The 24,018-nt window shown below is 65.2% G+C and carries 22 protein-coding genes and 1 riboswitch; of the genes, 6 read left to right on the top strand and 16 right to left on the bottom strand.

The window, feature by feature from the left end:
• Positions 1 to 5: 5 nt before the first annotated feature.
• The 7 genes from AC0Z2B_RS00880 to AC0Z2B_RS00910 all read right to left on the bottom strand — a co-directional run bounded on the left by AC0Z2B_RS00880 (position 6) and on the right by AC0Z2B_RS00910 (position 6,541).
• Positions 6 to 527 carry a retropepsin-like aspartic protease family protein gene (locus tag AC0Z2B_RS00880; RefSeq protein WP_476294777.1) on the bottom strand — a complete coding sequence of 174 codons (522 nt, stop codon included), beginning with the start codon at positions 525 to 527 and terminating at the stop codon, positions 6 to 8.
• Positions 524 to 1,516: an esterase-like activity of phytase family protein gene (locus tag AC0Z2B_RS00885; protein WP_476294778.1), complete on the bottom strand. Its 993-nt coding sequence runs from the start codon at positions 1,514 to 1,516 to the stop codon at positions 524 to 526. The genes AC0Z2B_RS00880 and AC0Z2B_RS00885 overlap by 4 nt, the downstream gene beginning before the upstream one ends.
• A complete protein-coding gene (gene parE / locus AC0Z2B_RS00890) occupies positions 1,516 to 3,420 on the bottom strand; it encodes a DNA topoisomerase IV subunit B (protein WP_416422134.1) in 1,905 nt (634 codons plus the stop codon). The genes AC0Z2B_RS00885 and parE overlap by 1 nt, the downstream gene beginning before the upstream one ends.
• Positions 3,421 to 3,458: 38 nt before the next feature.
• The gene (locus AC0Z2B_RS00895; protein ID WP_476294779.1) at positions 3,459 to 4,067 is read right to left on the bottom strand and encodes a YqiA/YcfP family alpha/beta fold hydrolase; all 609 of its coding nucleotides are present in this window, start codon (positions 4,065 to 4,067) and stop codon (positions 3,459 to 3,461) included.
• Positions 4,068 to 4,520: 453 nt separating this feature from the next.
• The gene (cpdA, locus tag AC0Z2B_RS00900; RefSeq protein ID WP_476294780.1) at positions 4,521 to 5,336 is read right to left on the bottom strand and encodes a 3',5'-cyclic-AMP phosphodiesterase; all 816 of its coding nucleotides are present in this window, start codon (positions 5,334 to 5,336) and stop codon (positions 4,521 to 4,523) included.
• A gap of 150 nt (positions 5,337 to 5,486) precedes the next feature.
• Positions 5,487 to 5,939 (bottom strand): DUF1249 domain-containing protein, encoded by a 453-nt coding sequence (locus AC0Z2B_RS00905; protein WP_416422129.1) that lies wholly within the window; start codon positions 5,937 to 5,939, stop codon positions 5,487 to 5,489.
• Positions 5,930 to 6,541, bottom strand: coding sequence for an NUDIX domain-containing protein (locus AC0Z2B_RS00910; protein WP_476294781.1), 612 nt, complete (start codon positions 6,539 to 6,541; stop codon positions 5,930 to 5,932). Before AC0Z2B_RS00910 ends, AC0Z2B_RS00905 begins: the two co-directional genes overlap by 10 nt.
• 214 nt (positions 6,542 to 6,755) lie before the next feature.
• Between AC0Z2B_RS00910 and AC0Z2B_RS00915 the strand changes: the two genes are divergently transcribed.
• Complete coding sequence (locus AC0Z2B_RS00915) at positions 6,756 to 7,502, top strand: RsiV family protein (RefSeq protein WP_416422127.1); 747 nt, start codon at positions 6,756 to 6,758, stop codon at positions 7,500 to 7,502.
• Here AC0Z2B_RS00915 and cytX read toward each other — a convergent pair.
• Both cytX and thiC read right to left on the bottom strand, forming a co-directional pair.
• A complete protein-coding gene (gene cytX / locus AC0Z2B_RS00920; protein WP_476294782.1) occupies positions 7,471 to 8,757 on the bottom strand; it encodes a putative hydroxymethylpyrimidine transporter CytX in 1,287 nt (428 codons plus the stop codon). The two genes, AC0Z2B_RS00915 and cytX, sit on opposite strands and share 32 nt — an antisense overlap.
• 133 nt (positions 8,758 to 8,890) lie before the next feature.
• Positions 8,891 to 10,780 (bottom strand): phosphomethylpyrimidine synthase ThiC, encoded by a 1,890-nt coding sequence (thiC, locus tag AC0Z2B_RS00925; RefSeq protein WP_476294783.1) that lies wholly within the window; start codon positions 10,778 to 10,780, stop codon positions 8,891 to 8,893.
• Between the two features lie 154 nt (positions 10,781 to 10,934).
• Positions 10,935 to 11,040: riboswitch (TPP riboswitch) on the bottom strand.
• A 134-nt stretch (positions 11,041 to 11,174) separates the two neighbouring features.
• Between thiC and AC0Z2B_RS00930 the strand changes: the two genes are divergently transcribed.
• The gene (locus tag AC0Z2B_RS00930) at positions 11,175 to 12,617 is read left to right on the top strand and encodes a TolC family outer membrane protein (protein WP_476294784.1); all 1,443 of its coding nucleotides are present in this window, start codon (positions 11,175 to 11,177) and stop codon (positions 12,615 to 12,617) included.
• Positions 12,618 to 12,688: 71 nt separating this feature from the next.
• Here the strand turns inward: AC0Z2B_RS00930 and waaA are convergent, their stop codons facing one another.
• Positions 12,689 to 13,966 (bottom strand): lipid IV(A) 3-deoxy-D-manno-octulosonic acid transferase, encoded by a 1,278-nt coding sequence (waaA, locus tag AC0Z2B_RS00935; protein ID WP_476294785.1) that lies wholly within the window; start codon positions 13,964 to 13,966, stop codon positions 12,689 to 12,691.
• A 30-nt stretch (positions 13,967 to 13,996) separates the two neighbouring features.
• A complete protein-coding gene (locus AC0Z2B_RS00940; RefSeq protein ID WP_476294786.1) occupies positions 13,997 to 14,887 on the bottom strand; it encodes a LysR family transcriptional regulator in 891 nt (296 codons plus the stop codon).
• Between the two features lie 87 nt (positions 14,888 to 14,974).
• On the opposite strand from AC0Z2B_RS00940, the gene AC0Z2B_RS00945 reads away from it, so the two are divergent.
• The 4 genes from AC0Z2B_RS00945 to AC0Z2B_RS00960 are packed head-to-tail and all read left to right on the top strand — an operon-like array spanning position 14,975 to position 18,353.
• Positions 14,975 to 15,307, top strand: coding sequence for a DMT family transporter (locus AC0Z2B_RS00945; RefSeq protein WP_416422121.1), 333 nt, complete (start codon positions 14,975 to 14,977; stop codon positions 15,305 to 15,307).
• Positions 15,308 to 15,349: 42 nt separating this feature from the next.
• Positions 15,350 to 16,525: an NAD(P)/FAD-dependent oxidoreductase gene (locus AC0Z2B_RS00950; RefSeq protein WP_476294787.1), complete on the top strand. Its 1,176-nt coding sequence runs from the start codon at positions 15,350 to 15,352 to the stop codon at positions 16,523 to 16,525.
• The gene (locus AC0Z2B_RS00955) at positions 16,522 to 17,334 is read left to right on the top strand and encodes an aldo/keto reductase (RefSeq protein WP_476294788.1); all 813 of its coding nucleotides are present in this window, start codon (positions 16,522 to 16,524) and stop codon (positions 17,332 to 17,334) included. The genes AC0Z2B_RS00950 and AC0Z2B_RS00955 overlap by 4 nt, the downstream gene beginning before the upstream one ends.
• Before the next feature lie 50 nt (positions 17,335 to 17,384).
• Positions 17,385 to 18,353, top strand: a complete 969-nt coding sequence (locus tag AC0Z2B_RS00960) for a metal ABC transporter ATPase (RefSeq protein WP_476294789.1) — start codon at positions 17,385 to 17,387, stop codon at positions 18,351 to 18,353.
• Here the strand turns inward: AC0Z2B_RS00960 and AC0Z2B_RS00965 are convergent.
• The 5 genes from AC0Z2B_RS00965 to AC0Z2B_RS00985 all read right to left on the bottom strand — a co-directional run bounded on the left by AC0Z2B_RS00965 (position 18,350) and on the right by AC0Z2B_RS00985 (position 24,017).
• On the bottom strand, positions 18,350 to 19,168 hold the full coding sequence (locus tag AC0Z2B_RS00965) for a hypothetical protein (RefSeq protein WP_476294790.1): 819 nt from the start codon (positions 19,166 to 19,168) through the stop codon (positions 18,350 to 18,352). The genes AC0Z2B_RS00960 and AC0Z2B_RS00965 overlap by 4 nt on opposite strands.
• Before the next feature lie 56 nt (positions 19,169 to 19,224).
• The gene (locus AC0Z2B_RS00970; protein ID WP_476294791.1) at positions 19,225 to 19,932 is read right to left on the bottom strand and encodes a hypothetical protein; all 708 of its coding nucleotides are present in this window, start codon (positions 19,930 to 19,932) and stop codon (positions 19,225 to 19,227) included.
• The gene (locus AC0Z2B_RS00975; RefSeq protein WP_476294792.1) at positions 19,933 to 20,907 is read right to left on the bottom strand and encodes a glycosyltransferase; all 975 of its coding nucleotides are present in this window, start codon (positions 20,905 to 20,907) and stop codon (positions 19,933 to 19,935) included.
• A gap of 107 nt (positions 20,908 to 21,014) precedes the next feature.
• Positions 21,015 to 22,436, bottom strand: a complete 1,422-nt coding sequence (gene hldE / locus AC0Z2B_RS00980; RefSeq protein ID WP_476294793.1) for a bifunctional D-glycero-beta-D-manno-heptose-7-phosphate kinase/D-glycero-beta-D-manno-heptose 1-phosphate adenylyltransferase HldE — start codon at positions 22,434 to 22,436, stop codon at positions 21,015 to 21,017.
• Between the two features lie 180 nt (positions 22,437 to 22,616).
• Complete coding sequence (locus AC0Z2B_RS00985) at positions 22,617 to 24,017, bottom strand: PIG-L deacetylase family protein (protein WP_476294794.1); 1,401 nt, start codon at positions 24,015 to 24,017, stop codon at positions 22,617 to 22,619.
• Between the last annotated feature and the right edge of the window lies 1 nt (position 24,018).

Consider the following 24,018-nt stretch of genomic DNA (forward strand, 5'->3'; position numbering starts at 1 on the left):
CCTCATCATTGTGTAGTCTGGCGCAGCAGCATGGTGCCGCCGCGCTGGGAAAATTCGAGTTGTTTCAGGGCGCTCATGCCGAGCAGCACCTGGTCGCCATCCATGTCGGGGATGGCCACGGCGCGCACGTCCTTGAGGACGATGTCGCCCAATTGCAGGCTGGCCAGCCGCGTGCGGTAGCCCTGGGCCTGGCCGTTGGCGGTGTTCACCGTGATCGGGTAGCCGTAGGGCAGCTTCAGCTGTTCGGCCAGGGCCTTGCTCACCGCCACGTCGGTGGCGCCGGTGTCGAGCATAAACTGTACCGGCGTGCCGTTGATCATGCCGCTGGCCACGAAGTGCCCTTGGCCATTGCTGGCCAGGCGCACTTCGATGTAACCCTGGCCGTGCTCGCTGGCCACCACCGGGTTGGGGTTCTCGCGGGCCTGCTGGAAATGCCCGAAGAACCGCGTGGCCAGGAACAGCAGCGCAGCCCAGGCCAGGATCAGGAAGATCCGCCCGGCGCGCTTGCCTGCGGGTTGCACACTCACGGGGCAGCATTCCAGCCGGCTGCGGGCGCGGCAAAGCGCCAGACGATGGGGCGCACCTCACCGTCGGCACGGGCGCCGTCGTTGTTGTCGATGCCCACCCAGGCGCCGGTGTCGTCGACGATCAGCGCTTCGGCCAGCCCGTATTCCTGGGAATACTGGCGGTTGGGCAGCAACGCCTCGTCGGCGAACGACCAGCAGTGCTCGACCTTGGCGGTCTGCAGGTCGCGGCGGCAGATCTGGTAGATATTGCGCTCCAGGGTGTACAGCTTGCCCTTGTACAACGACAGGTCGGCGAAGTCGCGAGACACCATATGGGCCTTGGGCAACTTGTCGGGCTGCATTTCGGTGCCGCCCTCGTTCAGCAGGATGCAGCTGCCTTTGCAGCCCCAGGTGCCGTCCGCCTGCTTGTACACCGACAGCAGGCCGCGGTGCTGGCGCTCGGCGGCCAACCACAGGTGGTCGCCGGCGGCATTGATGGCCAGCCCTTCGAAAATGGCGTTGAAGTGGCGCAGCATGCCCTTGGCGTTGGCTTCGCGGATTATCGCGGGGTCGATCTTCAGCCAGTTCGGCTTGCCGTCCACGGGCACCTGCAGCACGGCGGCAAAACCTTCGCTGACCAGGTAGCGGTTGCCCTGGGCGTCGCAGCTGATGCCTTCGAAGTCGAGAATGCCGCCGCGAATCACCGCGGCCGCATGGGCCGTGGCGCGCAGCATCATCGGCAGGCCGGTGTCGGCCGGTGGCGGCGGCACGTCGATGAGCACGTTCTCGGCCTTCCACACGGTGTTGGTGGTGTCGAGCCGGTAGATGATGCCGTCGTCGCGGTCCGATTCCGTCCACAGCCGGTCGCCGCAGGCGGCGATGCCCGATAGGTTGCCGCCGACCATCCCGTCCACCGGGTGCTCGGCCAGCAACTTGAGCTGCTCCACTGGCGCGGCGTGCGCCAGCAGCGGCAGCACGGTCAGCAGCAGCGCTGCCAACGCGTGCCGCATCAGGCCAGCACCTCGGCCAGGTTGCCCTTGGATTCCAGCCACGTCTTGCGGTCGCCGGCGCGTTTCTTCGAGAGCAGCATGTCCATGATCTTCGCCGTGTCCTCGAAGTCACCCAGGGTCAACTGCACCAGGCGGCGAGTGTTGGGGTCCATGGTGGTTTCGCGCAGCTGTGGCGGGTTCATCTCGCCCAGGCCCTTGAATCGGGTGACCTGGGGTTTGCCACGCTTCTTCTCGGCCACCAGGCGGTCGAGGATGCCGTCGCGCTCGGCCTCGTCCAGGGCGTAGTAGATCTCCTTGCCCAGGTCGATGCGGTACAGCGGCGGCATGGCCACGTAAACGTGGCCGGCGTCCACCAGCGGGCGGAAGTGCTGCACGAACAGCGCGCACAGCAAGGTGGCGATGTGCAGGCCGTCGGAGTCGGCGTCGGCGAGGATGCAGATCTTGCCGTAGCGCAGCTGGCTCATGTCCGCGGCGCCCGGGTCGACGCCGATGGCCACGGCGATGTTATGCACTTCCTGGCTGGCCAGCACTTCGCTGCCGTCCACTTCCCAGGTGTTGAGGATCTTGCCACGCAGCGGCAGGATGGCCTGGAATTCCTTGTCCCGCGCCTGCTTGGCCGAGCCGCCGGCGGAGTCACCCTCCACCAGGAACAGTTCGGAGCGCATCGGGTCCTGGCCGGCGCAGTCCGCCAGCTTGCCCGGCAGCGCCGGGCCCTGGGTGATGCGCTTGCGCTCGACCTTCTTGCTGGCCTTCAGGCGGCGGCCGGCGTTGCTGATGGCCAGTTCGGCCAGCTGCATGCCCAGCTCGGGGTGGGCGTTGAGCCACAGGCTGAAGGCGTCCTTGACCACGCCGGAAACGAAGGCCGCAGCCTCGCGGGAGGACAGGCGTTCCTTGGTCTGGCCGGAGAACTGCGCGTCCTGCATCTTCATCGACAGCACGAAGGCGATGCGTTCCCAGATGTCTTCCGGCGCCAGCTTCAGGCCGCGCGGCAGCAGGTTGCGGAACTCGCAGAACTCGCGCATGGCGTCCAGCAGGCCCTGGCGCAGGCCGTTGACGTGGGTGCCGCCCTGGGCCGTGGGGATCAGGTTGACGTAGCTTTCCTGCACGCTGTCGCCGCCCTCGGGCAGCCACAGCAGCGCCCAGTCCACCGCCTCCTTGTTGCCGGCCAGGCTGCCGCAGAACGGCTCGTCGGGCAGGCGGCTGAATTCGGTGACCGCGTCCACCAGGTAGGAGCGCAGGCCGTCTTCGTAGTGCCATTCGACCTTCTCGCCGGTGCCTTTGTCTTCAAAGGTCACCGACAGGCCCGGGCACAGCACGGCCTTGGCCTTGAGCACGTGCTTGAGGCGGCTGACCGAGAATTTCGGCGAATCGAAGTATTTCGGGTCTGGGGCGAAGTACACGCTGGTGCCGGTGTTGCGCTTGCCCACGGTGCCAATCACTTCCAGGTCGGTGGCCTTGAAGCCATCGGCGAAGGTCATCTGGTACTCATTGCCGTCGCGCTTGACCTTGACCCGCACCTGGTTGGACAGGGCGTTGACCACGGAGATGCCCACGCCGTGGAGGCCGCCGGAGAACTGGTAGTTCTTGTTGGAGAACTTGCCGCCGGCGTGCAGCTTGGTGAGGATCAGCTCGACGCCGCTCACGCCCTCTTCGGGGTGGATATCCACAGGCATGCCGCGGCCGTCGTCGCTCACTTCCAGCGAGTGGTCGGCGTGCAGGATCACCTGGATCGACTTGGCGTGGCCGGCCAGCGCTTCGTCGACACTGTTGTCGATGACTTCCTGGGCGAGGTGGTTCGGCCGCGTGGTGTCGGTGTACATGCCCGGGCGTTTGCGCACCGGGTCGAGGCCCGAGAGGACTTCGATGGCGTCTGCGTTATAAGAGCTAGCGCTGGGATTGGCCATGGGTTCTCGTCGTCAGTCGTTCATGAAAAATAAACAGCTCAAAGCTGGGCAAAATCGATGCCGCGGTACAGCCCGGGCTCGATCCCGGCAAAATTCAGCAGGCTCGGCAGCTGCGCGCCGAAGCCTTGGTAGCCGTGGTCGCCACCGGCCTGGATGCGCAGCGCGCAGGCCCGGTAGAAACGCTCGGCCTGGCGGTAATCAAGGGTTTCATCGGCCGTCTGCAGCCACACTTGATAACGCAGGGGGTCTTGCGGGGCCGCCACTTCCAGGGCGGCCAGGGCGTCCACGTGGTCCAGGGTCAGTTCCCAGCTCTCACCGGTATACAGGTTTTGCTGGGTGCCGAGGAAACCGTCGAACAGGCGGTGCGGGTTGACCACCGGGTTGATCAGCAGGGCCTTGAGGCCGTGGCGCTCGGCCAAGTGAGTGGCATAGTAGCCGCCCAGCGAGCTTCCCACCAGCAAGGGCGCGCCCAGCTCGGCGATGGCCGAGTCCAACTGGCCAATGGCCTCACGTGGATGATGGTGCAACGCCGGCACCCGCAGCTGCCCTTCCAGGCCCATGCGCTGCATGACCTCGGTGAGCATGCTGGCCTTCTTCGACGCCGGCGCGCTGTTCAAACCGTGGATATAGAGAATGGAACCCGTCACGCCGACACCTCCCTTGCAAAAGGCGCCCAGTTTACAGCGCCTTGGTGACGTTTAGGCAGGGGAAGAGGTTCTGTAACGATTTTATGGCTCGCTGACCACCGTAGCCGCTGCCGCCAGGCTGCGCTGGCCCGGGTTTTCGCTGGAGTTTTTCAGTGTACCCAAGGGCCAGCGCAGCCTCCGGCAGCGGCTACGGTGCCGGCTGCGAGTCGTTGCATCCTGGCAGTTCACTCTGTTCATCGCTACCCCAGGTTTTCAACCATCTGCTGACTTGATCTCCGCTCGAATGATTACCGGACTGCTGGTAATCCCTCCAAGACTCCAGAGCCTCAATGCAGAAACACTTCTGCAAACTCTCTTGGGCATGGGCGCCGACGGTGCTGCCTTCGACGATCAGTACACTGACATCCTGGCGTCGCCCTAATTTGGTGCCTCGCGATTCGTCATCCATGGCTATTAATACCCTTCGGCGGCCATGTCCGGGGTGAACTCGAAACCTTCGAGCCGCGAAACCCCGGTCTCGATCCTGCCGTCCGGCAGCAACCGCAACCACCGGTACCCCGGCGCCAGCTCGTCCAGGGCGAAATCCTCGCTGCGTGGCTTGAACTGGATGCAGGTGGACGGCGAGGCGATCAGCCGCACGCCGTTGCGCTCGCGCTCGAAGTCCTGGTGGATGTGGCCCCACAGCAGCGCGCGGGCCTGTGGGAAGCGGTCGAGCACCTCGAACAGCGCGTGGGGGTTGCGCAGGCCGATGGGCTCCATCCATGGACAGTCGATGGACACCGGGTGGTGGTGGAAGCAGATCAGGTGGTGGCGCTCCGGCGCTTCGCTGAGGGCCTGGGCCAACAGTTGCAACTGGTCGTCGGCCAGGTAACCCGGTACCGAGCCGGTCACCGACGAATCAAGCAGGGTGATACGCCAGTTGCCCAGGTCGACCACCGGTTGCAGGTAGTCACGGCCCTGCGCGGCCTGCTCCATCGGCAACGGCTCGTCGTGGTTGCCGGCGAACCAGCGCTTGGGCGCCTGGATGGGCGCGGTCAGCGCCTCGAAGCGCTGGTACGACTCCAGGCTGCCGTCCTGGGACAGGTCGCCGCTGGCCACCACCAAATCGATGCGCGGCTGCTCGGCCAGCACCTTCTCGACCACCCGCGCAAGGCTGTCGGCGGTCTTCAGGCCCAGCAGGGCGCCGTCGACGTCGGCGAACAGGTGGCTGTCCGAAATCTGCACCAGCAGCACGGCTTCGTCGGTGGTGGGGGTGGGTGCGCTCGGCAAGGCCGTCTCCTTCAGGGGGTACCAGCAAGGATTATGGTGGGGATGCGGGCAGGGGGCAAACGCAGGGGCGGGATGTGGCTCACATCTGCGGATAAAAAGCCTGAGCGTACTCAGGCCTGGAGGTGCACGGCGCAGGTTTTGAGGGGTTTGCTAGCGCACATACTCATACTCATGCCCACACGCCAGGCAATGGCTCAGCCACTCCCCCAGGAACAGGTTCAACTGCGCCTTCTCGTCGGGCTGGTGCATGCTGGCGTTGGGGTACGGGTACACGCTGCGGAAGCGGCGGGCGTGTTCGGCGCTGACCACTTCGGCCATGCGCGCGTCGTGGTAGACCTGCACTTCCAGCTGCGGCACCGGCAGCCAGGGCAGGCTGTGCTCCTGGCGTACGCGCAAGGTGGTGGTATAAGGGCAGGCGAGCAGCACTTCCAGGGTGAGCACGCCCAGCATCTGCTCGCCCTGGGTCATGGCCACTTTGCGCGAATGCTGTTCATGGCGCATGTTCGGCAACAGGCGCATCAGGCGCGCGTAGTTTGCCTCGCAGGCTGCCTGCAGGCCGACCAGGTCGACACGGTAGCGGTCGCGCAACAGGTTCACTTCCACAGCCCCCTGACTTCCTCGCGGTTCAACGCCAGCCACTGCAGGGCGATGATCGTTGCCGCGTTGATGATCTTGCCATCGCGCACGGCCTGCAGGGCGTCTTCGAACGCCCATACCGTGACGCGGATGTCCTCGTTCTCGTCCTTCAGGCCGAACAGGCCGCCCACGCCTTCGCTGCTGCAATGCCCCAGGTACAGATGCACGAACTCGGTGCTGCCGCCTGGCGAAGGGAAGTACTTGGTGATCGGCCAGAGCGACTGCAGCACAAGCCCAGCTTCCTCCTCGGCCTCGCGGTGCGCAACTTCTTCCGGTTGCTCGGCCTTGTCGATCAGACCGGCAACCATCTCCACCAGCCAGGGGTTGGCAGTTTTCAACATGGCGCCGACGCGGAACTGCTCCAGCAGCACCACTTCGTCGCGCTTGGGGTCGTAGGGCAGCACGCACACGGCGTCGTGGCGCACGAACACTTCGCGGGTCATGTCCTTGCTGGTGCCGCCATCGAACAGCTCATGGCGCAGGTGCAGGCGGTCCAGTTGGTAGAACCCCTTGTAGCAGTTCTCGCGCTTGAGGATCTCGACCTTGGTCGGCTGTGCCCTGTCTGTCATGTAAAACCTCGTCATCGTCCGTGCAGCTTCGCGCCATCCTAACTGCGATGCCAGCGCTTTGCAGCCCCTTTGAACCGCCATTCGCGCCCGGCAAGATAGGCGGCAGGGCCCCGGCCCGTTACTATTGAGCTTAGTGGCGAACTGAAGGCGATGCCGAGAGTCGAAGCACGACAACATTTGCCCGCAACCCCCTTCCTGACCGTCAAGGAACACCATGTCGCTTCTGAAATTCACGTCCATGGCCGCCGTGGCCCTGACATTGGGCGCCTGCCAAAGCCTGTTTCAGCCGAGCATGAACAAACCGCTGGACACCCGCCGCGACGCCTTCGAGCACACCAAGCCTGGCTGCACGGCGCCGGACTGCCCGCTGTTCAACCTGGACGTGATCCATTTCCCTGGCGAGCCGGCCCTCGACCCGATCATGGAACGCGGCATGCTGCAGCTGACCCGCACCGACGCCGACGCGCCGCTGCCCACGTCCTTGAAAGCCTACGAGGACAGCTTCCTGGCCCACGCGCCCAACCGCTACGGCAGCTACCTGCAATCCAAGGTACGCGACCAGCATGACGGGCTGGTGATCGTGGAGGTGTCGAGTTACCTGGACACCGGCGCGCCCGAGGGCGTACCCGGCCGCGACTTCATCAACTGGTCGCGCCAGCAGCACAAGGTGCTGACGCTGGCGGACATGCTGGTGCCCGGCGAAGAACCGGCGTTCTGGAAGGCCGCGGAAGAGGCCCACCGCGGCTGGCTGGTGGACAACGGCCTGGCCAGCGACCCCAAGTTCGTCAAGGACTGGCCGTTCAAGCACACCACGCACATCGCCCTGACCTCGGCAGGCATCATCCTCAAGTATGACGTCAACACCATCGCCCCCTATGCGCTGGGGCAGGCCGAGATCAAGGTCGACTACCAGCGGCTCAATGGCGTGATCAAGCCGGCACTGTTTCCCGGCCGCGGCTGAAGGCCGCCAGCACCGCGTGCAGCACCCCGGCCAGCAGCAGTGACGGCAGGGTAGCGCCGACCTCGGGGTAGAGGTTGGCCAGCACGTGGTAGGTGGCGATGCCGCCCACCCAGGCCACCAGCGCGGTCCAGCGCAGCGGCACGGCCTGGGCCTGGCTGCTGCGCTTGCGCAGGATGAAGTGGTCCACCAGCACCACGCCGAACAGCGGCGCGAACACCGAGCCAATCAGCAGCAGGAAGTTCTGGTACTGCGCCAGCGGCGCGAAGCAGGCAATCAGCGTGCAGACGATGCCGATGGCCAGCGCCAGGTGCTCGACCTTCAGGCGCACCAGCAGGCCGGTGGACACCGCTGCCGAGTGAATGTCGGCGAAGGCGTTTTCCGACTCGTCCAGCAGGATGAGCAGCAACGGGATGCCCAGCCCGGCGCCGGCCAGCGCCAGCAGCAACGCGTTGGTCTCGCCGCTCGGCGCGAACGCCAGGGTGTAGGCTACGCCCAGGCTCATCAGCCAGAAGTTGCCGATGAAGAAGCCCAGCACGGTGCCACCGAACACGCCCTTGGCCGCACGGCCGAAGCGCGAGTAGTCGGCGATCAGCGGCAGCCACGACAGCGGCATGGCGATGGCGATGTCGAAGCCCACCGCGAAACTCATGCTGCCGTCGCCGGCCTTGGCCCACAGGGCGCCCAGGTCGGCCTTGGCGAACAGGTTCCAGGTCAGCCACAGGCAGGCCGCCAGCAGCAGCCAGATGCCCCATTTGCGCAAAAACTTGCGCACGAAGGTCAGCGGGCCGCTGACCGCGAGCAAGGTGGCCAGGGCACCGAACACCAGGGTCCAGAGCATCGGGTGGGTGAGCGCGCTGCCCTCGCCAAACGCCCGCGCGCCGAGCAGGCTGGCGGCGTCGCGCATCACGATGATTTCAAACGCGCCCCAGCCGATCAGCTGCAGCAGGTTGAGCAGCGCCGGCAGCGCGGCGCCATGTTGGCCCAGACTCAGGCGCAAGGCGGCCATGGACGACAGGCCGGTGTCACTGCCAATCACGCCGACGGCGGCCAACAGCACCACGCCTACCGCGGTGCCGAGCAGAATCGCCAGCAACGAACCCGACAGGCCCAGGCCCGGCGCCAGCAGCGCACCGGTCTGCAGCACCATCAGGCCAATGCCCAGGGAGAACCACAGGGAAAACAGGTCCCGCGCGCCGAACACGCGCTGGGACGAAGGGACGGCAACGTCCGGAGAGTAATGGCTGGGTGTGTTCAATTTGGATCTCGGGTGAGGTGGACAAGCCGTAGCCGCTGCCGCCAGGCTGCGCTGGCCCGGCTGTGCACTGAAGATTTCCAGCGAACATCAGGGCCAGCGCAGCCTGGCGGCAGCGGCTACGCGGTATCGTTGATCAGACCTTCTGGTACAGCTGGCTGCCTTCCTGCTTGAAGCGCGCGGCCTGCTCGCGCATGCCCTCCTCCATGGAGATATCCACAGCCTCGATCTTCTGGTTCGCCGCGTATTCGCGCACTTCCTGGGTGATCTTCATCGAGCAGAACTTCGGCCCGCACATGGAGCAGAAGTGCGCCACCTTGGCCGAATCCTTGGGCAGGGTTTCATCGTGGTAGGCGCGCGCGGTATCCGGGTCCAGGCCCAGGTTGAACTGGTCTTCCCAGCGGAACTCGAAGCGCGCCTTGCTCAGGGCATTGTCGCGGATCTGCGCGCCGGGGTGCCCCTTGGCCAGATCGGCGGCATGGGCGGCGATCTTGTAGGTGATGATGCCGGTCTTCACGTCATCCTTGTTCGGCAGGCCCAGGTGCTCCTTGGGCGTGACGTAGCAGAGCATGGCGCAGCCGAACCAGCCGATCATCGCCGCGCCGATGCCCGAGGTGATGTGGTCGTAACCGGGGGCGATGTCGGTGGTCAGCGGGCCCAGGGTGTAGAACGGCGCCTCGTCGCAGCACTCCAGCTGCTTGTCCATGTTCTCCTTGATCAACTGCATGGGCACGTGGCCCGGGCCTTCGATCATGCACTGCACGTCATGCTTCCAGGCGATCTTGGTCAGCTCGCCGAGGGTTTCCAGCTCGCCGAACTGCGCCTCGTCGTTGGCATCGGCAATGGAGCCGGGGCGCAGGCCGTCGCCCAGCGAGAAGCTGACGTCGTAGGCCTTCATGATCTGGCAGATTTCGTCGAAGTGGGTGTAGAGGAAGTTCTCCTTGTGGTGCGCCAGGCACCACTTGGCCATGATCGAGCCGCCGCGGCTGACGATGCCGGTGACGCGCTTGGCGGTCAGCGGCACGTAGCGCAGCAGCACGCCGGCGTGGATGGTGAAGTAGTCCACGCCCTGCTCGGCCTGTTCGATCAGGGTGTCGCGGAACAGCTCCCAGGTGAGGTCCTCGGCCACGCCGTTGACCTTCTCCAGCGCCTGGTAGATCGGCACGGTGCCGATGGGCACCGGCGAGTTGCGGATGATCCACTCGCGGGTTTCATGGATGTGCTTGCCGGTGGACAGGTCCATCACCGTGTCCGAGCCCCAGCGGATGCCCCAGGTCAGCTTGGCCACTTCTTCCTCGATGGAGGAACCCAGGGCGCTGTTGCCGATGTTGCCGTTGATCTTCACCAGGAAGTTGCGGCCGATGATCATCGGCTCCAGCTCGGTGTGGTTGATGTTGGCAGGAATGATGGCGCGGCCGCGGGCGATCTCTTCGCGCACGAACTCGGCGGTGATCTCCTTGGGGATGCTGGCGCCGAAGCTGTGGCCCTTGTGCTGTTCTTTCAGCAGGCCGGCGGCGCGAGCCTCGGCCAGCTTCATGTTCTCGCGGATGGCCACGTACTCCATCTCGGCGGTGATGATGCCCTGGCGCGCGTAGTGCATCTGGCTGACGTTGGCGCCGGCCTTGGCCCGGCGCGGGTTACGCACGTGGGCGAAGCGCAGCTTGGTCAGCTCTTCGTCGTTGAGGCGCTGCTGGCCGAAGTGGGAGCTCAGGCCGTCCAGGCGCTCGGTGTCGCCACGGTCGTCGATCCACGCCGAACGCACGTCGGCCAGGCCCTTGCGCACGTCGATCACAACGTTGGGGTCGGTGTAGGGGCCGGAGGTGTCATACACGGTGACCGGGGCGTTGATCTCGCCACCGAAGTCGGTCGGCGTCACGTCCAGGCTGATTTCACGCATGGGCACGCGGATGTCGGGGCGCGAGCCCTGCACGTAGACTTTTTGCGAACGGGTGAACGGCTTTACCGATTGCGCGTCGACCTGGGCCGATTCGCTCAGGTGGGCAAGGTTTTTTTCTTGTTTACTCATCACAGGCTCTCCAGACAGCATCCAGCAGTGGAATGTCGGGAGTGGAACCTGAAAAAGGCACGGACTGCACCTGGGGCGGTGCTGTGCTTTGGCCGTCGCAAACTGCTCACAAAATGAACAATTTCCCGGACGAAGCACAAGAGGACTCGCCGGGAGGACGAGAAATCTTGTTCCCTACGCAGGCGCTAACCTGATCAGGTTCAACGGGATCCGGATTAACCGATCTCAGCCTTTCACTCAAGGCACCCCGACAAGAACCCGGTCAGTCTAGACGCCCGGCCCGCAAAACGCCAAGGGTTGTGTAATGGTGCTGGATAAATGGCGGATATGCCGGATTGTTGCAGCACGCCCGTGCAACTACACTCGCACAGCGTTTAATTACAAGGATTGAATCATGCTGCGCAAAATTGCACTGGCGATTGCGGTGTCAGGTGCGTTCAACGCAATGTTACAGGCAGCAGAGATTGCGCCACTGGCCAGCCGTACCGACCTGGTCAGCGTGTATCAGGAAGCCGTGAACAACAACGCCGACCTGGCCGCCGCCCGCGCCGACTACGCCGCCCAGAGCGAAGTGGTGCCCCAGGCCCGCGCCGGGCTGCTGCCCAACCTGTCGGCCGGCAGCGACATCACCAACGTGCGCACCCAGCTCGACGAGCCGGCGCAGACCACCACGCGCAGCGGCACCAGCTACCAGGCCACGCTCAGCCAGCCGATATTCCGCGCCGACCGCTGGTTCCAGTTCAAGGCGGCCAAGGCCGTGAACGAACAGGCGGCCCTGCAGCTGTCAGCCACCGAGCAGAACCTGATCCTGCAGACCGCCGAGGACTATTTCAGCGTGCTGCGCGCCCAGGACACCCTGGCCGCCACCAAGGCCGAGGAAGCGGCGTTCAAGCGCCAGCTCGACCAGTCCAACGAGCGCTTCAACGTGGGCCTGTCGGACAAGACCGACGTGCTGCAATCCCAGGCCAGCTACGACACCGCCCGCGCCAACCGCATCCTCGCCCAGCGCCAGGTGGACGACGCCTTCGAGGCCCTGGTGACGCTGACCAACCGCGACTACAACTCGGTGCAGGGCGTGGTGCATACCCTGCCGGTGCTGCCGCCCAGCCCCAACGACGCCAAGACCTGGGTCGAGACCGCCTCGCAGCAGAACCTCAACCTGCAGGCCAGCGCCTTCGCCGTCACCAGCGCCGAGGAAACCCTGCGCCAGCGCAAGGCCGGCCATGCCCCCACGGTGGACGCGGTGGCCAAATACGAGAAAGGCGACAACGACCTGCTGGGCTTCAGCAACCCCAGCGCCTTCCCCGGCGTGACCTACCACGGTGACGTGGAACAGCGCACGGTCGGCCTGCAGGTGAACATCCCGCTGTACAGCGGCGGCCTCACCAGCTCCCAGGTGCGCGAGGCCTACCAGCGCCTGAGCCAGAGCGAGCAGCAGCGCGAAGGCCTGCGCCGCCAGGTGGTGGAGAACACCCGCAACCTGCACCGCGCGGTGAACACCGACGTGGAACAGGTGCAGGCGCGCAAGCAGTCGATCATCTCCAACCAGAGCGCGGTGGAAGCGACCGAGATCGGCTACCAGGTGGGCACGCGCAACATCGTCGACGTGCTGGATGCCCAGCGGCAGCTGTACTCGTCGGTGCGCGACTACAACAACAGCCGCTACGACTACATCCTCGACAACCTGCGTTTGAAGCAGGCTGCGGGTACGTTGAGCCCGCAGGATCTGCAGGACCTGGCGCGCTGGCTGAAGCCTGACTACAACCCGGACAAGGACTTCCTGCCGCCGGACCTGGCCAAGGCTGCGCAGGAGTTGCTCAAGCCCGCGAAGAAATAACCCGCGTAACGGCCGGACGCCGCCTATCGGCAGCTGCTACAAGACCCTGTAGCAGCGGCCGCCAGGCCGCGTCAGGGGCGCAACAATTTGCTCAGACCAACCAACAACCGCTCCAACGCCCCCTGGTTGGCCTGCATCACCGCCAGCCCCGCCTGGCCAATGCGCCGCGCATCCTGCGGCAACTCGATCAACTTGCGCACCGCCTCCGCCAACCCCGCCGCATCGTCCACCTCGATCAACGCACCGGCCTGGCGCAGCATCGCCGCGATTTCCAGGAAGTTGAACAGGTGCGGCCCGCTCAGCACCGGCTTGGCCAGCGCCGCCGGTTCCAGCAGGTTATGCCCGCCATTGGGTACCAGGCTGCCGCCGACGAAAGCGCTGTCAGCCAAGGCATAGAGAAACAGCAGTTCACCCATGGTGTCGCCGACCAGCACCTGGTGCTGCGCCCCCACCACCTCGCCACTGGAGCGGCGCACACTGGCGAACCCTTGGCCCACGCTGAGCTCGAACACGCTGTTGAAGCGTTCCGGGTGCCGTGGCACCAGGATCAGCAAGGCGTCGCCATGCAGGGCCAGCAACTGACGGTGGGCCGCCAGGACAATGGCGTCCTCGCCCTCGTGGGTGCTGGCGGCGATCCAGATCGGGCGGCCGCTGGCCTGCCATGCCTGGCGCAACTGCGCTGCGCGCTCAAGCAGGTGGCTATCGACCTTCAGGTCGAACTTGATCGAGCCAGTCACCTGCACGCACTCGGGGCGCGCGCCCAGTTGGCGGAAGCGTTCGGCCTCGGTCTCGGTCTGCACGGCAATCAGGCTCATCTGCGCCAGCATCGGCGCCGTCAGCTTGGCGAACTTCGCATAGCCGCGCGCCGAACGCTCCGACAACCGCGCGTTGGCCAGCGCCACCGGAATACCGCGCAGGGCGCACTGGTGAATGTGGTTGGGCCACAGTTCGGTTTCCATGATCACCGCCAGGCGTGGCTGCACATGATCCAGAAAACGCCCCGCCGCCCACGGCAGGTCATACGGCAGGTAGCAATGCTGCACCCGTGGCTCGTTGCCGAACATCGCCTGGATGCGCTCGGAACCGGTAGGGGTCATGCAGGTGATGGTGATGGGCAGCCCGGGATGGCGCATCAGCAGTTCGCGAATCATCGGCGCGGCGGCGATGCTCTCGCCCACCGACACCGCGTGCACCCAGATACCGCCGGTGCGCATGGCCGGCAGGTTGCGCGCGAAGCGCTCGCCGATCCGCTTGGCATAGGCCGGCGCCTTGCGTGCACGCAGCCACAGCCGCAACGCTACCAGTGGCAGCCCCAGGTGAAACAGCAGGGTATAGAGAGTTCTGTTCATGGCGGCGGAGTTTACTAGCAGAGCAGCCGCTTAACCAATGGCCCGCAGGTGCCAGGTAAAGCACTCGGCCAGGTAACGCGCGGCCGGGCCCAGTGGTTCGTCGCGGCGCCACACCAGTTCAACCACCAGCGCCGGTGGCACCCATTCGCTGTTCAGTTCCACCATCTGCTGCTGGTACGCCGGGTACTGCACTACATGCCGTGGCAGCCAGGCCCAGCCCAGCCCGCGCATCAGCAGTTCGGCCATCACATAGAAGCTGTCGGCGCGCCAGATCTGCGGGCTGATGGGGTCGCCGCCGGGGTAGCGGCTGCTTTCCAGGGCCACCAACAGCTGGCGGTGCCGGGCCAACTGCTGGCGGGTGACGTGGGCGTGGCTGGCCAGGGGATGGTCGACCGAACACACGGTGACCATCTCGACGCTGCCCAGGGCGCGCCGTTCCAGGGCCGCGGGCATGTGTTCATGGTGGAACAGCAGGCCCAGGTCGGCGCGGCGCTCCACCAGCTTGCGCGCCACGTCGCCCGGCGCACTGTTGGCCAGTTGAACTTCGACGGCGGGGTAGCGGCCCGCCAGCTTCTCCAGGCTGTCGAGCACCGGCTGGTAGGGCATGGCCTCATCCTGGGCCAGGCGCAGCTGCGCCTCCTGGCCGCGGTGCAGGGCCAGGGCGCGACCGTCCAGGCGCTCGCATTGGCGCAACAGCTCACGGGCCTCTTCCAGCAGCGCCCTCCCCGCCTCGGTGAGCTGCGGCTGGCGGCCGCTGCTGCGGTTGAACAGGCTCACGCCCAGGTCGTCCTCGAGCAGGGCAATGGCGCTGCTGACTGCCGACTGGGCACGGCCCTGCTGCCGCGCCACGGCGGAAAACGAACACTGCTCGGCCACCTGCACGAACAACTGGATCTGCTCCAGATTCCATTGGATGCCCATGGCAACCTATCTCCAATAGCGATAGGTATTCACTTTACCTCATCTGCCCAGCCTCTAGAATGCGAGCCATCTCAAGAGGGTTCACACATGACTGCCTACTACTTCCTCGCTATCGCCATCTGCTGCGAAGTCATCGCCACCACCAGCATGAAAGCCGTAAAAGGCCTGAGCACGCCGCTGCCGTTGATCCTGGTGATCTGCGGCTACGCAATCGCGTTCTGGATGCTGATCCTGGTGGTGCGGGTGATTCCCGTCGGCGTGACCTACGCCATCTGGTCGGGCATGGGCATCGTGCTGGTGAGCATCGCCGCGCTGGTGGTCTACGGGCAGAAACTGGACATGCCCGCCATTGCCGGCATGGGCCTGATCCTGCTGGGCGTGGTGGTGATCCAGCTGTTCTCGAAAACTGCCGGGCACTGAGTCTGTATACTGCGGGTCTGTTTTCGCCTGCGAGGTTGCTTGATGTCTTCCGCTATTTCCACTGACGTGCTGATTGTCGGCGCCGGCATCGCCGGCCTGTGGCTCAACGCCCGCTTGCGGCGCCTGGGCTATTCGACCGTGCTGGTGGAAAACGCCAGCCTGGGCGGCGGGCAGAGCCTCAAGTCCCAGGCCATCATCCATGGCGGCGCCAAGTACGCGCTGCACGGTGCACTGACGGGCGCCAGCGAGGCCATCGCCGACATGCCGCGGCGCTGGCGCGAGGCCCTGGCCGGCACCGGCGAGGTGGACCTGGCCGGCGTGCGCGTGCTGTCCCAGGCCCATTACCTGTGGTCGCCGGGCACTATCGCGGGCAACCTCACCAGTTTCTTCGCCAGCAAGGCCGTGCGTGGCCGCGTCGACCAGGTCAAGGGCGACGAACTGCCACCAGCGCTGCAGGACAAGGCCTTCAAGGGCAAGGTCTACCGCCTGGCCGAGCTGGTCATCGACACCCCCGGGGTGATCGAGCGCCTGGCGCAACTGGGCGGTGACGGCCTGCTGGCCGGCGAACGCCTGGAACCGCTGTTGGACAACGGCCAACTGGCCGGCCTGCGCGTTGACGGCCGCGAGATCCGCGCCCAGCGCGTGGTGCTCAGCGCCGGTGCCGGTACTGCCGAGCTGCTGGCCAGCCTGGGCGTGGACCAGCCGGCCATGCAACGCCGGCCGCTGCACATGATTTTGGCCAAGGGCGCCAGCCTCAAGCCGCTGTACGCCCACTGCCTGGGCGGCGGCACCAAGCCCCGCATCACCGTGACCACCCACCCGGCGGCCGATGGCCAGTGGGTGTGGTACCTGGGCGGCGACATCGCCGAGGCCGATGGCGTGGCCCGCTCGCCAGCCGAGCAGATCGCCACCGCGCAGAAGGAACTGGGGCAGTTGCTGCCCTGGGTCGACCTCAGCCAGGTGCAATGGGCCACCCTGCGCGTGGACCGCGCCGAGCCGGCACAGTCCGGCCTGGTGCGCCCCGACAACGCCTTCCTGGCCGAACAGGGCGCGCTGCTGGTGGGCTGGCCGACCAAGCTGGCCCTGGCGCCGGACTTCGCCGACCGGGTCATCGCCAGCCTGGAAGGCGCCGGCATCAAGCCGGGCAGCCACGCACCGCTGCCGGCCCTGCCCCGCCCGCCCATGGGCCAGACCCCCTGGGAGCAACTGCTGCCATGACCGTCGCCACCTTGCACGACCTGCACCGCCCGCTGGGCAGCACCGGCCTCAGCGTCTCGCCGCTGGGCCTGGGCACCGTCAAGCTGGGCCGTGACCAAGGGGTGAAATACCCCAACGGCTTCACCATTCCCGACGACGCGCAGGCCCGCCAGTTGCTGGACCAGGCGCGCCAGCTGGGCATCAACCTGATCGACACCGCGCCTGCCTACGGCACCAGCGAAACCCGCCTGGGCCCGCTGCTGCGCGGCCAGCGCCAGGACTGGGTGATTGTCAGCAAAGTGGGCGAAGAGTTCGAAGCCGGCCAGTCCCACTTCGACTTCAGCGCCGAACACACGCGCTTCTCCGTGGAACGCAGCCTCAAGCGCCTGGAGACCGACTTCATCGACCTGGTGCTGGTGCATTCGGACGGCAACGACCTGGCCATTCTCGAGCAGACCGGGGTGTACGAAGCCCTGGCGCGCCTGAAGCAGGAAGGCAAGATCCGCGGCTTTGGCTTCTCCGGCAAGACCGTGGCCGGTGGCCTGAAAGCGCTGGAGGCCGGCGATTGCGCCATGGTCACCTACAATCTCAACGAACAGGGCGAACGCCCGGTGCTGGACTACGCTGCCACACACGGCAAGGCCATCCTGGTGAAGAAGGCCCTGGCCAGCGGCCACGCCTGCCTGAGCCCGGGCACCGACCCGGTACGCGCCAGTTTCGAGCTGCTGTTCGCCCACCCGGGTGTCGCCAGTGCTATTGTCGGCACCATCAACCCGTTGCACCTGGCCCACAACGTGGCCACCGCAGCCGCTGTGATACGCGGGAGCTGACACATCCGGAGCCGCCCACGCGGCCGACCCCGACGCAAGGAGGAGCCGACATGCCGCGTACCCTGATAAGAAAAAACCCCAGCAACTTCAAGACCCTGCCGCTGTTCGTCGAAGCCACGCCCGAAGGCCTGAGCTATCAGAGCATCGGCATGCCGCTGAACTTCGCACAGACCCTGCAACGCCGCCGCCAGGTGGCCGTCGAAGACCCCCAGCGCTTCTCCCTGGAGCTGGCCAACCTGGGCGTGTCGGTGCGCCTGACCCTGACCTGGCAGAACCGCGACTACTGGATTCTGGTGCGCCAGCGCCGCCAGGACCGCGGCGACGTGGTGCTCAAGCTGATCTCCGGCTACGTGCCGGCCCACGAGCTGAACCTGCCGTTGCTCACCGCCATCCAGGAGGTGGCCGAGGAATGCCTGCTGGAAACCAGCGAAGGCTGGCTGGTCGGCAAATTCAACGACACCTGGCTGCCCACGCCCTACACCGGCGCCCTGCACTACCGCGAGAAACTGCCGTTCAAGCTGCGGCCGCTGTCCGGCGCGGCGCTGCCGGTGCGCACCGGAAGCTTGAACCTGATCGAGCGGCCACGCGCCTACGTGCACCTGCCCACGGCGTCGCTGCAGCTGGTGTACGACTTGCGCCTGGAAGTACCGCGGGAGGCAAAGTTGCTGAGCCTGTTCCACGTTGACGAGCGCTTGGAGAAGGATCAGTTGGTGGCCCGGCTGGATCGCAGCAAGCCCGACCTGTACCTGATGCCCCTCACGGACGGCAAGCCCTGCGCCGAGCTATACATGCTCAAGAAAGGCCAACTGCAGCCGGCCAGCACTCGCGGGGTGTGCCTCGCGGAAAGCTTTGCGGCGCAGGAGGGCTGGGTGGTACACGATGAGCGTATTCGCTGGAAGGACTGGCTGGTGCAGCAGGGCCTGGCCCCCGTGAAGAAGAAATCGCGCTCCAAACTGACGCGCCTGCGGGTCAAGGCACGCCAACTGGTGCGCCTGGTGCGCAGCGGGCTACACGGTTAGCCTTCGGCCTGATCCTTCAGCCGCTTGTCGGCCCAGGTGCGCAAGCGGGCGAACAGGTGGAAATAGCGGTTCTCCCGACGCCCCATGCCGTGCCTGGACGAAAATGACTCCTCGGCGAATTCACCGGTAATGCGCACTCGTGAGGCCGTGGTGTCCATGGTGCACACCTTGGCGCCAGCTTGCTGCAGCACGTACTTGAGCAGCCGTTCGGAGTGCAGCTTGCGCCCCGTGGCCTCGCAGAACTGGAAAATCTGCTCGACGCGCTTGCCATACGCCCGGTAGGCGTCACGCCCGCAAATGGCGAACCGGTCGTTGAGACCGCCCCACCACTGCCAATCCGGAATGTACACATTCAGCCGGCGCGCCTGCGGCCGCTTGAAGGCATAGGCCGGAATGGCCGAGTGGTAAAGAATGTCAGGCCGTGCGAAGACCACGAAGTCAGGGTCGAACGGCTCGATCATCGACGTCACCTGATGCAACGAATTGAGCTGGTAGATCAAATTGCGCAACGAGGCGAAATTATCGGCCCAGGTATCGCCCTGGGCCTTGACCCGTTCGAAATCCCAGCGCTCCAGCACCCCATCAGTGGAATCAAGCTTACCCGTCATGCCCTGGAAGACGTCGTAATTGGTACCGCGCAGTTCACCCTGCTCACCGGAACGCTGGTTCTGCACCTGATCAATTTTGTACAGGTGGTAGAAACACTTCACCTCGCTACCCTTCGGCAATTGCGCCAACAGGTTCTGCTCAATGGAAGGAAAGCAGATTTCGGAATTTCGCGGGATACCAAAGAATGCCACTGCAACTTTCAACACTTCGCGCCACCTTGGAAATATGTTCGATTACTTCGAGCGGCCTGTCCCGCAGGCGTCTACTTGATACGGGTAAACAACCGCTGCCACCAGGGGCGCGGCTGCAGCTTGATACTGGTGACGTCCGAGGCCAGCAACCACTCACGCTCGTAGTCCCAGGCATGGCCGCTCCACAACTTGCCGGCCTCGTTGGAAAACCCCAGGGTAGCTAGTTGATAGTGGTAGCCAGCCTGATGACGTAGCCAATCCAGCAGCACCAAGGCATTGAAGCCCGTGGAAGGGCCAACGTAACGTTTGCCGTCTGGGCGGTTGCGCGGGTAGTTCCACAAGGGTGCCAGGGGGATGCGCTCGCGCAGCAGGGTTACCTGCGGCAGCGGTGACAGGGCCGCCGTGCAGCCCACCAGCACGGTGAAACAGCGCGCCTGCGGGTGCTCGATCAACTTCATCGCGTCTGGTCCGTAGGGCAGGCCGAAAAAGTAGGCATCGGGTGCGTTGAAACCGTGCACGAACACATGAGTGCAGGAGGGGCTGAGCAAGCCCGCCTTGATGCAGGTATTGAAACTGACCACCACATCACCCACGCCCAGGTCCAGGGCGTCTATGTCCGCCGTACTGATGGCTGGGTTATTGGCCACCAGCACAACCCTTGATGCGCTGGCCAGGCAGGCCTTGAGCCCATCAGGCAGGGCGGCAAACACATCCTGGTCGCCACCGGGTAGCGCGTTTACTGCCACTTCGTTGCAGGCTCCGTCCTGTGGCCGCTCCATTCAACCAGCCACCTTCAGGCCATGACGCAGTTTTACCAGCAAGCGGGTCACGGCCGAGGGCTGCGGCCAGGGACGCATGGGGCGCTGGATTTCGGCTGCAAGATCAACGCCCACGCGGGTGAACGAGTAGCGGCTCTCGGCAAATGCCTGGCCGTTGCGGGCAATGCGCGCGGCCAGCTCGGGGTCGTCCTGGAGCATCTGCAGCTTCTCCAGCGCCTCGTCCTCGGTGCGATAGAACACAGTGTTGTGCATGTCCTCGAAGCCCAGCAGGCGGTCTTCCTCGCCCTGGCTATAGGCCAGCAGCACGCAGCCACAGGCCATGGCTTCGAAGTTCTTGATCATGAACTCGCCCATGCCGATATCGGCACTGACGAACACCTTGATGCGGTTGAGCATGTCCAGGTATTCATCCCCCGATTGGGTACGGGTCACCAGCATGCCAGTGCGGCTGGCCAAAAACTCCAGGATCGCCTTGCGCTGCGCGTATTCCTTGCTTTTCAGGCTACCCAGGAAACCGATGGGGATGTCGCGCGGGCCGTTGAGGTTGCGCAGCATCTGCTCGTCGTAACCCTTGGAGACGAATACCGCATCGATACCCTCATCCACCAGGCGTCGCGCCACCACGGCCCCGGACACCAGCGCGCGGCACCATGGCAGCGCCGAATAGAGGCGCGAGTAGGCCGTGCGGTACTTACTGCCAGGCATGTAGTTCTGGTAGGCATCGTGCTCCAGGAAAATCAGCCCCGGGATGCACTTGAGCACATTGAGCTGCGGCAACAGGCGCTTGACCCGGGAGAAGATCACCACGCGGTCAAAGCTCTGATAGTCCACGGAGGCCAGGAACCGCCCCAGTTTCAGCTGCTGTTCCTTGGTCAGGCGGTAGATAATGCACTCATCACAGTTCTGCTGGACGATCTCGTACAGACGGTCAAGGATCACCCGTTGTTCGCCCATCACCAAGAGCATGACTTTCATATATCGACTTACCACATGACAAAAGAAGGACTTCGTCGCCGGGATAGGGCGACGGGAGGCAACTGAACCCAAGCGGGCCGGCCTGCTCACGCAGGCCAGGCACGCACTCAACGACTGCGGATTTTCTCGACAATGGCCGTGGTCGAACTGTTTTCCACCAGGCCCAACACCTTGACGGTACCGCCATAGGCCGTGACGATGTCGGCGCCCACTACCTGGTCTACGGAGTAGTCGCCGCCCTTGACCAGCACATCCGGGCGCACGTGGGCCAGCAGGCTTTCCGGGGTGCCTTCGGCAAAGCTGATGACCCAGTCCACTGCCCCCAGGCCTGCCAGCACGGCCATGCGCCGGTCGACGCTGTTGATTGGGCGGCCAGGCCCCTTGAGGCGGCTCACCGAAGCGTCGTCATTGACGGCCACGATCAAGCGATCGCCCTGGGCGCGCGCTTGTTCCAGATACGTCACATGGCCGGCATGCAGGATATCGAAGCAGCCATTGGTGAACACGATCTTCTCGTTGTGCGCACGCGCATCTTCAATGGCCAGTTGCAACTGGCCAAGGCTGAGCACGCCACGCTCCGAGCCTTCCTCGCGCTGGATGGCACGGCGCAGTTCCGGGGCGCTGATGGCTGCGGTACCCAGCTTGCCAACCACAATGCCGGCGGCCAGGTTGGCCAATGCCACGGCATGGGGCAACTCCTCACCAGCGGCCAGTGCGGCAGCGAGGGTGGAAATCACCGTGTCGCCGGCACCGGTGACGTCAAACACTTCGCGGGCACGGGCCGGCAGGTGCAGCGCAGGGTGGCCTGGGCGCAGCAGGGTCATGCCGTGCTCGCCACGGGTGACCAGCAGCGCGCCCAGCTCCAGTTCGCTCATCAACCTGGCACCCTTGGCAACCAGTTCGGCCTCATCGGCACAACCGCCGACAATGGCTTCGAACTCGCTGAGATTAGGCGTGATCAGGCTGGCACCACGATAGATGCTGAAGTCCTTGCCCTTCGGGTCCGCCACCACGGGAATACCACGGCTGCGAGCGGCCTCGATCAGCGCCTGGTGATTCTTCAACGCACCTTTGCCGTAGTCGGACAGCACCAGCACCTTGACGCCTTCAAGCAACCTGTCGACTTCGGTCCCCAGGGCCAGCGGGTCGGTGGCAAAGGGTTCTTCGAAATCAATGCGCAGCAATTGCTGATGACGGCTCATGACCCGCAGCTTGACGATGGTCGGCTGGTGCGCAATGCGCTGGAAATGGGCGCGCACGCCCGCAGCCTGCAAGCTGTTGGACAGGCTGGTGGCAGCCTCGTCTTCGCCCGTCACGCCAATCAGCGAGGCAGGCGCGCCGAGCGCGGCGATGTTCAGTGCAACGTTTGCGGCACCGCCTGGACGGTCCTCGATCTGCTCGACCTTGACCACCGGTACCGGGGCCTCGGGAGAAATCCGTGAGGTACCACCATGCCAGTAGCGGTCGAGCATGACATCGCCGACCACCAGAACAGGGGCTTGATCGAATCGCGGCATGGACAACTTCATGGGCAACCCACATACAAAATTAACAAGGGCGGGATCTTATCACAGGGCATGGGCAAAGCTGCCTCGGCACCGATAATCAGGTGCCTGGATGACTCCTACCACCAGCCGCAGGCGCCGCCGCAGTGGGGCGGGGGCACCGCAGCACGTGAGACACCCCTGCCTGGCACGGCAGGCAGGGCGCTAGTCGTCCAGGCGGCGCACCCAGAACAACTCATGCCGGCGGACGGCCTTGCGGAAAAACTCGTTGTCGCCAGACGCAGGCCAGCGACGCGCAGCCAGGACATGCTGGATCCAGCGTCGCAAGCGGCGCTTGAACGGCAGCGGCCCTTGCAGGTCGTGCTGCATGCCGAGCGCCATGGCCTTGTCGACCTGCTGCCCCAGGCTCAGGGATGGACTCCACAGGCCATCAGCCGGCAGCGGCTGGACCGCGGGCGGCAGCGCTATACCGGCGCCCGCCGGGCCCATGGGCCAACGATCGTTGTCCGGCAGGTGATTGGCATACAGCAGCGCAATTTCGCAGCCCCCAGTGCCTTGCAGCGCCTCGCGAAACGCCAGGCCGGTGGCCACGTGATCGGGGTGGGGGTCGAGTTCGGGGTGGGGCATTACCACTACCTGTGGGCGGAAGTGCTCGATCAACCCGCGCAGATCGGCCACCAGGTTGTCCCAGGTGGGCTGCCCATCGGTGTCGCCCGCCAGGCGCAGCGGATTAAAGCGGCGCACCGAGCGGATATCGGACTCGCCCGACTCTCGCGAGCCGAACGGGGTCTGCCGTGCGCCCGCCATGGCCTGCAACTGCAGGCAGTAGTAGCCCAGCTGCACGCAGGCACTTTGCGCGACCCCCCCCCACAACGGCACCGCCAGGCTGTCCCAGGTCCGCAGCCGGCCCTTGAGCCGTGCGGCCTGCTGGCCATCAAGGCCCAGCGCACGAAACGCCTCGGCCTCGATTTCACCTTGGGTGAGGGTCACGATACTGACTTCGTCGGTGCGGCTATAGAGGCCGAAGGCGGCCAGTTCAGCGTCATCGGCGTGCGGCGCCAGCACCATGACACGGCGGCGACTGAAATCAGGGTTCTCCAGCACCACCAGGCGGGCGTCGGGTGCCAGTCGGCAGTGATGACCGCGCAGCCGCAGGGTGCCACCCGCCAAGGCGTCACGTTGCCCTGACAGGTTAAGGTAGCGGCGCCCCGCCACCCCTCGCTCGAAGTCCTGGCAGTCGTCACCCACCTGCACATACGGGTCCACCACACGGCCCCACAGGCCAGCCGTGAGGTTCACTTCCAGCAGCAGGGTGTCGCCCGCAGGCAATGGGCCGCTCAACACCAGCGCGCCATCGTTGCCCAGGGCTACCGCACAGGAATGGGCGGCATCAGGGAACGCGTACTGGTAGTCATCACTGGCACGGTAGAACAGATGGTCGGAGAACCACGCCTCATGGGCCACCCAGGCCAGCAGCAGCAACAGCGGGGCCGACCACCACGGCGCGAACACCGCCACCACGATCACCACCACCAGCGCCACGATCAGCGCCATGCGCTTCTTTCGCCGGTAGGCCTTGAGCAGTTGCTGCTTACGGTCGGACATG

It is taken from the genome of Pseudomonas sp. GYB4201, from assembly GCF_056312595.1.

Bases quoted from the DNA above. Each gene is read 5' to 3' on its own strand.
- AC0Z2B_RS00945 (WP_416422121.1), top strand. From the start codon at position 14,975: ATGACTGCCTACTACTTCCTCGCTATCGCCATCTGCTGCGAAGTCATC.
- AC0Z2B_RS00975 (WP_476294792.1), bottom strand. From the start codon at position 20,907: ATGAAAGTCATGCTCTTGGTGATGGGCGAACAACGGGTGATCCTTGAC.
- AC0Z2B_RS00960 (WP_476294789.1), top strand. From the start codon at position 17,385: ATGCCGCGTACCCTGATAAGAAAAAACCCCAGCAACTTCAAGACCCTG.
- thiC (WP_476294783.1), bottom strand. From the start codon at position 10,780: ATGAGTAAACAAGAAAAAAACCTTGCCCACCTGAGCGAATCGGCCCAG.
- AC0Z2B_RS00885 (WP_476294778.1), bottom strand. From the start codon at position 1,516: ATGCGGCACGCGTTGGCAGCGCTGCTGCTGACCGTGCTGCCGCTGCTG.
- AC0Z2B_RS00930 (WP_476294784.1), top strand. From the start codon at position 11,175: ATGCTGCGCAAAATTGCACTGGCGATTGCGGTGTCAGGTGCGTTCAAC.
- waaA (WP_476294785.1), bottom strand. From the start codon at position 13,966: ATGAACAGAACTCTCTATACCCTGCTGTTTCACCTGGGGCTGCCACTG.
- AC0Z2B_RS00915 (WP_416422127.1), top strand. From the start codon at position 6,756: ATGTCGCTTCTGAAATTCACGTCCATGGCCGCCGTGGCCCTGACATTG.
- hldE (WP_476294793.1), bottom strand. From the start codon at position 22,436: ATGAAGTTGTCCATGCCGCGATTCGATCAAGCCCCTGTTCTGGTGGTC.
- AC0Z2B_RS00910 (WP_476294781.1), bottom strand. From the start codon at position 6,541: ATGACAGACAGGGCACAGCCGACCAAGGTCGAGATCCTCAAGCGCGAG.
- AC0Z2B_RS00955 (WP_476294788.1), top strand. From the start codon at position 16,522: ATGACCGTCGCCACCTTGCACGACCTGCACCGCCCGCTGGGCAGCACC.
- AC0Z2B_RS00985 (WP_476294794.1), bottom strand. From the start codon at position 24,017: ATGTCCGACCGTAAGCAGCAACTGCTCAAGGCCTACCGGCGAAAGAAG.
- parE (WP_416422134.1), bottom strand. From the start codon at position 3,420: ATGGCCAATCCCAGCGCTAGCTCTTATAACGCAGACGCCATCGAAGTC.
- AC0Z2B_RS00940 (WP_476294786.1), bottom strand. From the start codon at position 14,887: ATGGGCATCCAATGGAATCTGGAGCAGATCCAGTTGTTCGTGCAGGTG.
- AC0Z2B_RS00950 (WP_476294787.1), top strand. From the start codon at position 15,350: ATGTCTTCCGCTATTTCCACTGACGTGCTGATTGTCGGCGCCGGCATC.
- AC0Z2B_RS00970 (WP_476294791.1), bottom strand. From the start codon at position 19,932: ATGGAGCGGCCACAGGACGGAGCCTGCAACGAAGTGGCAGTAAACGCG.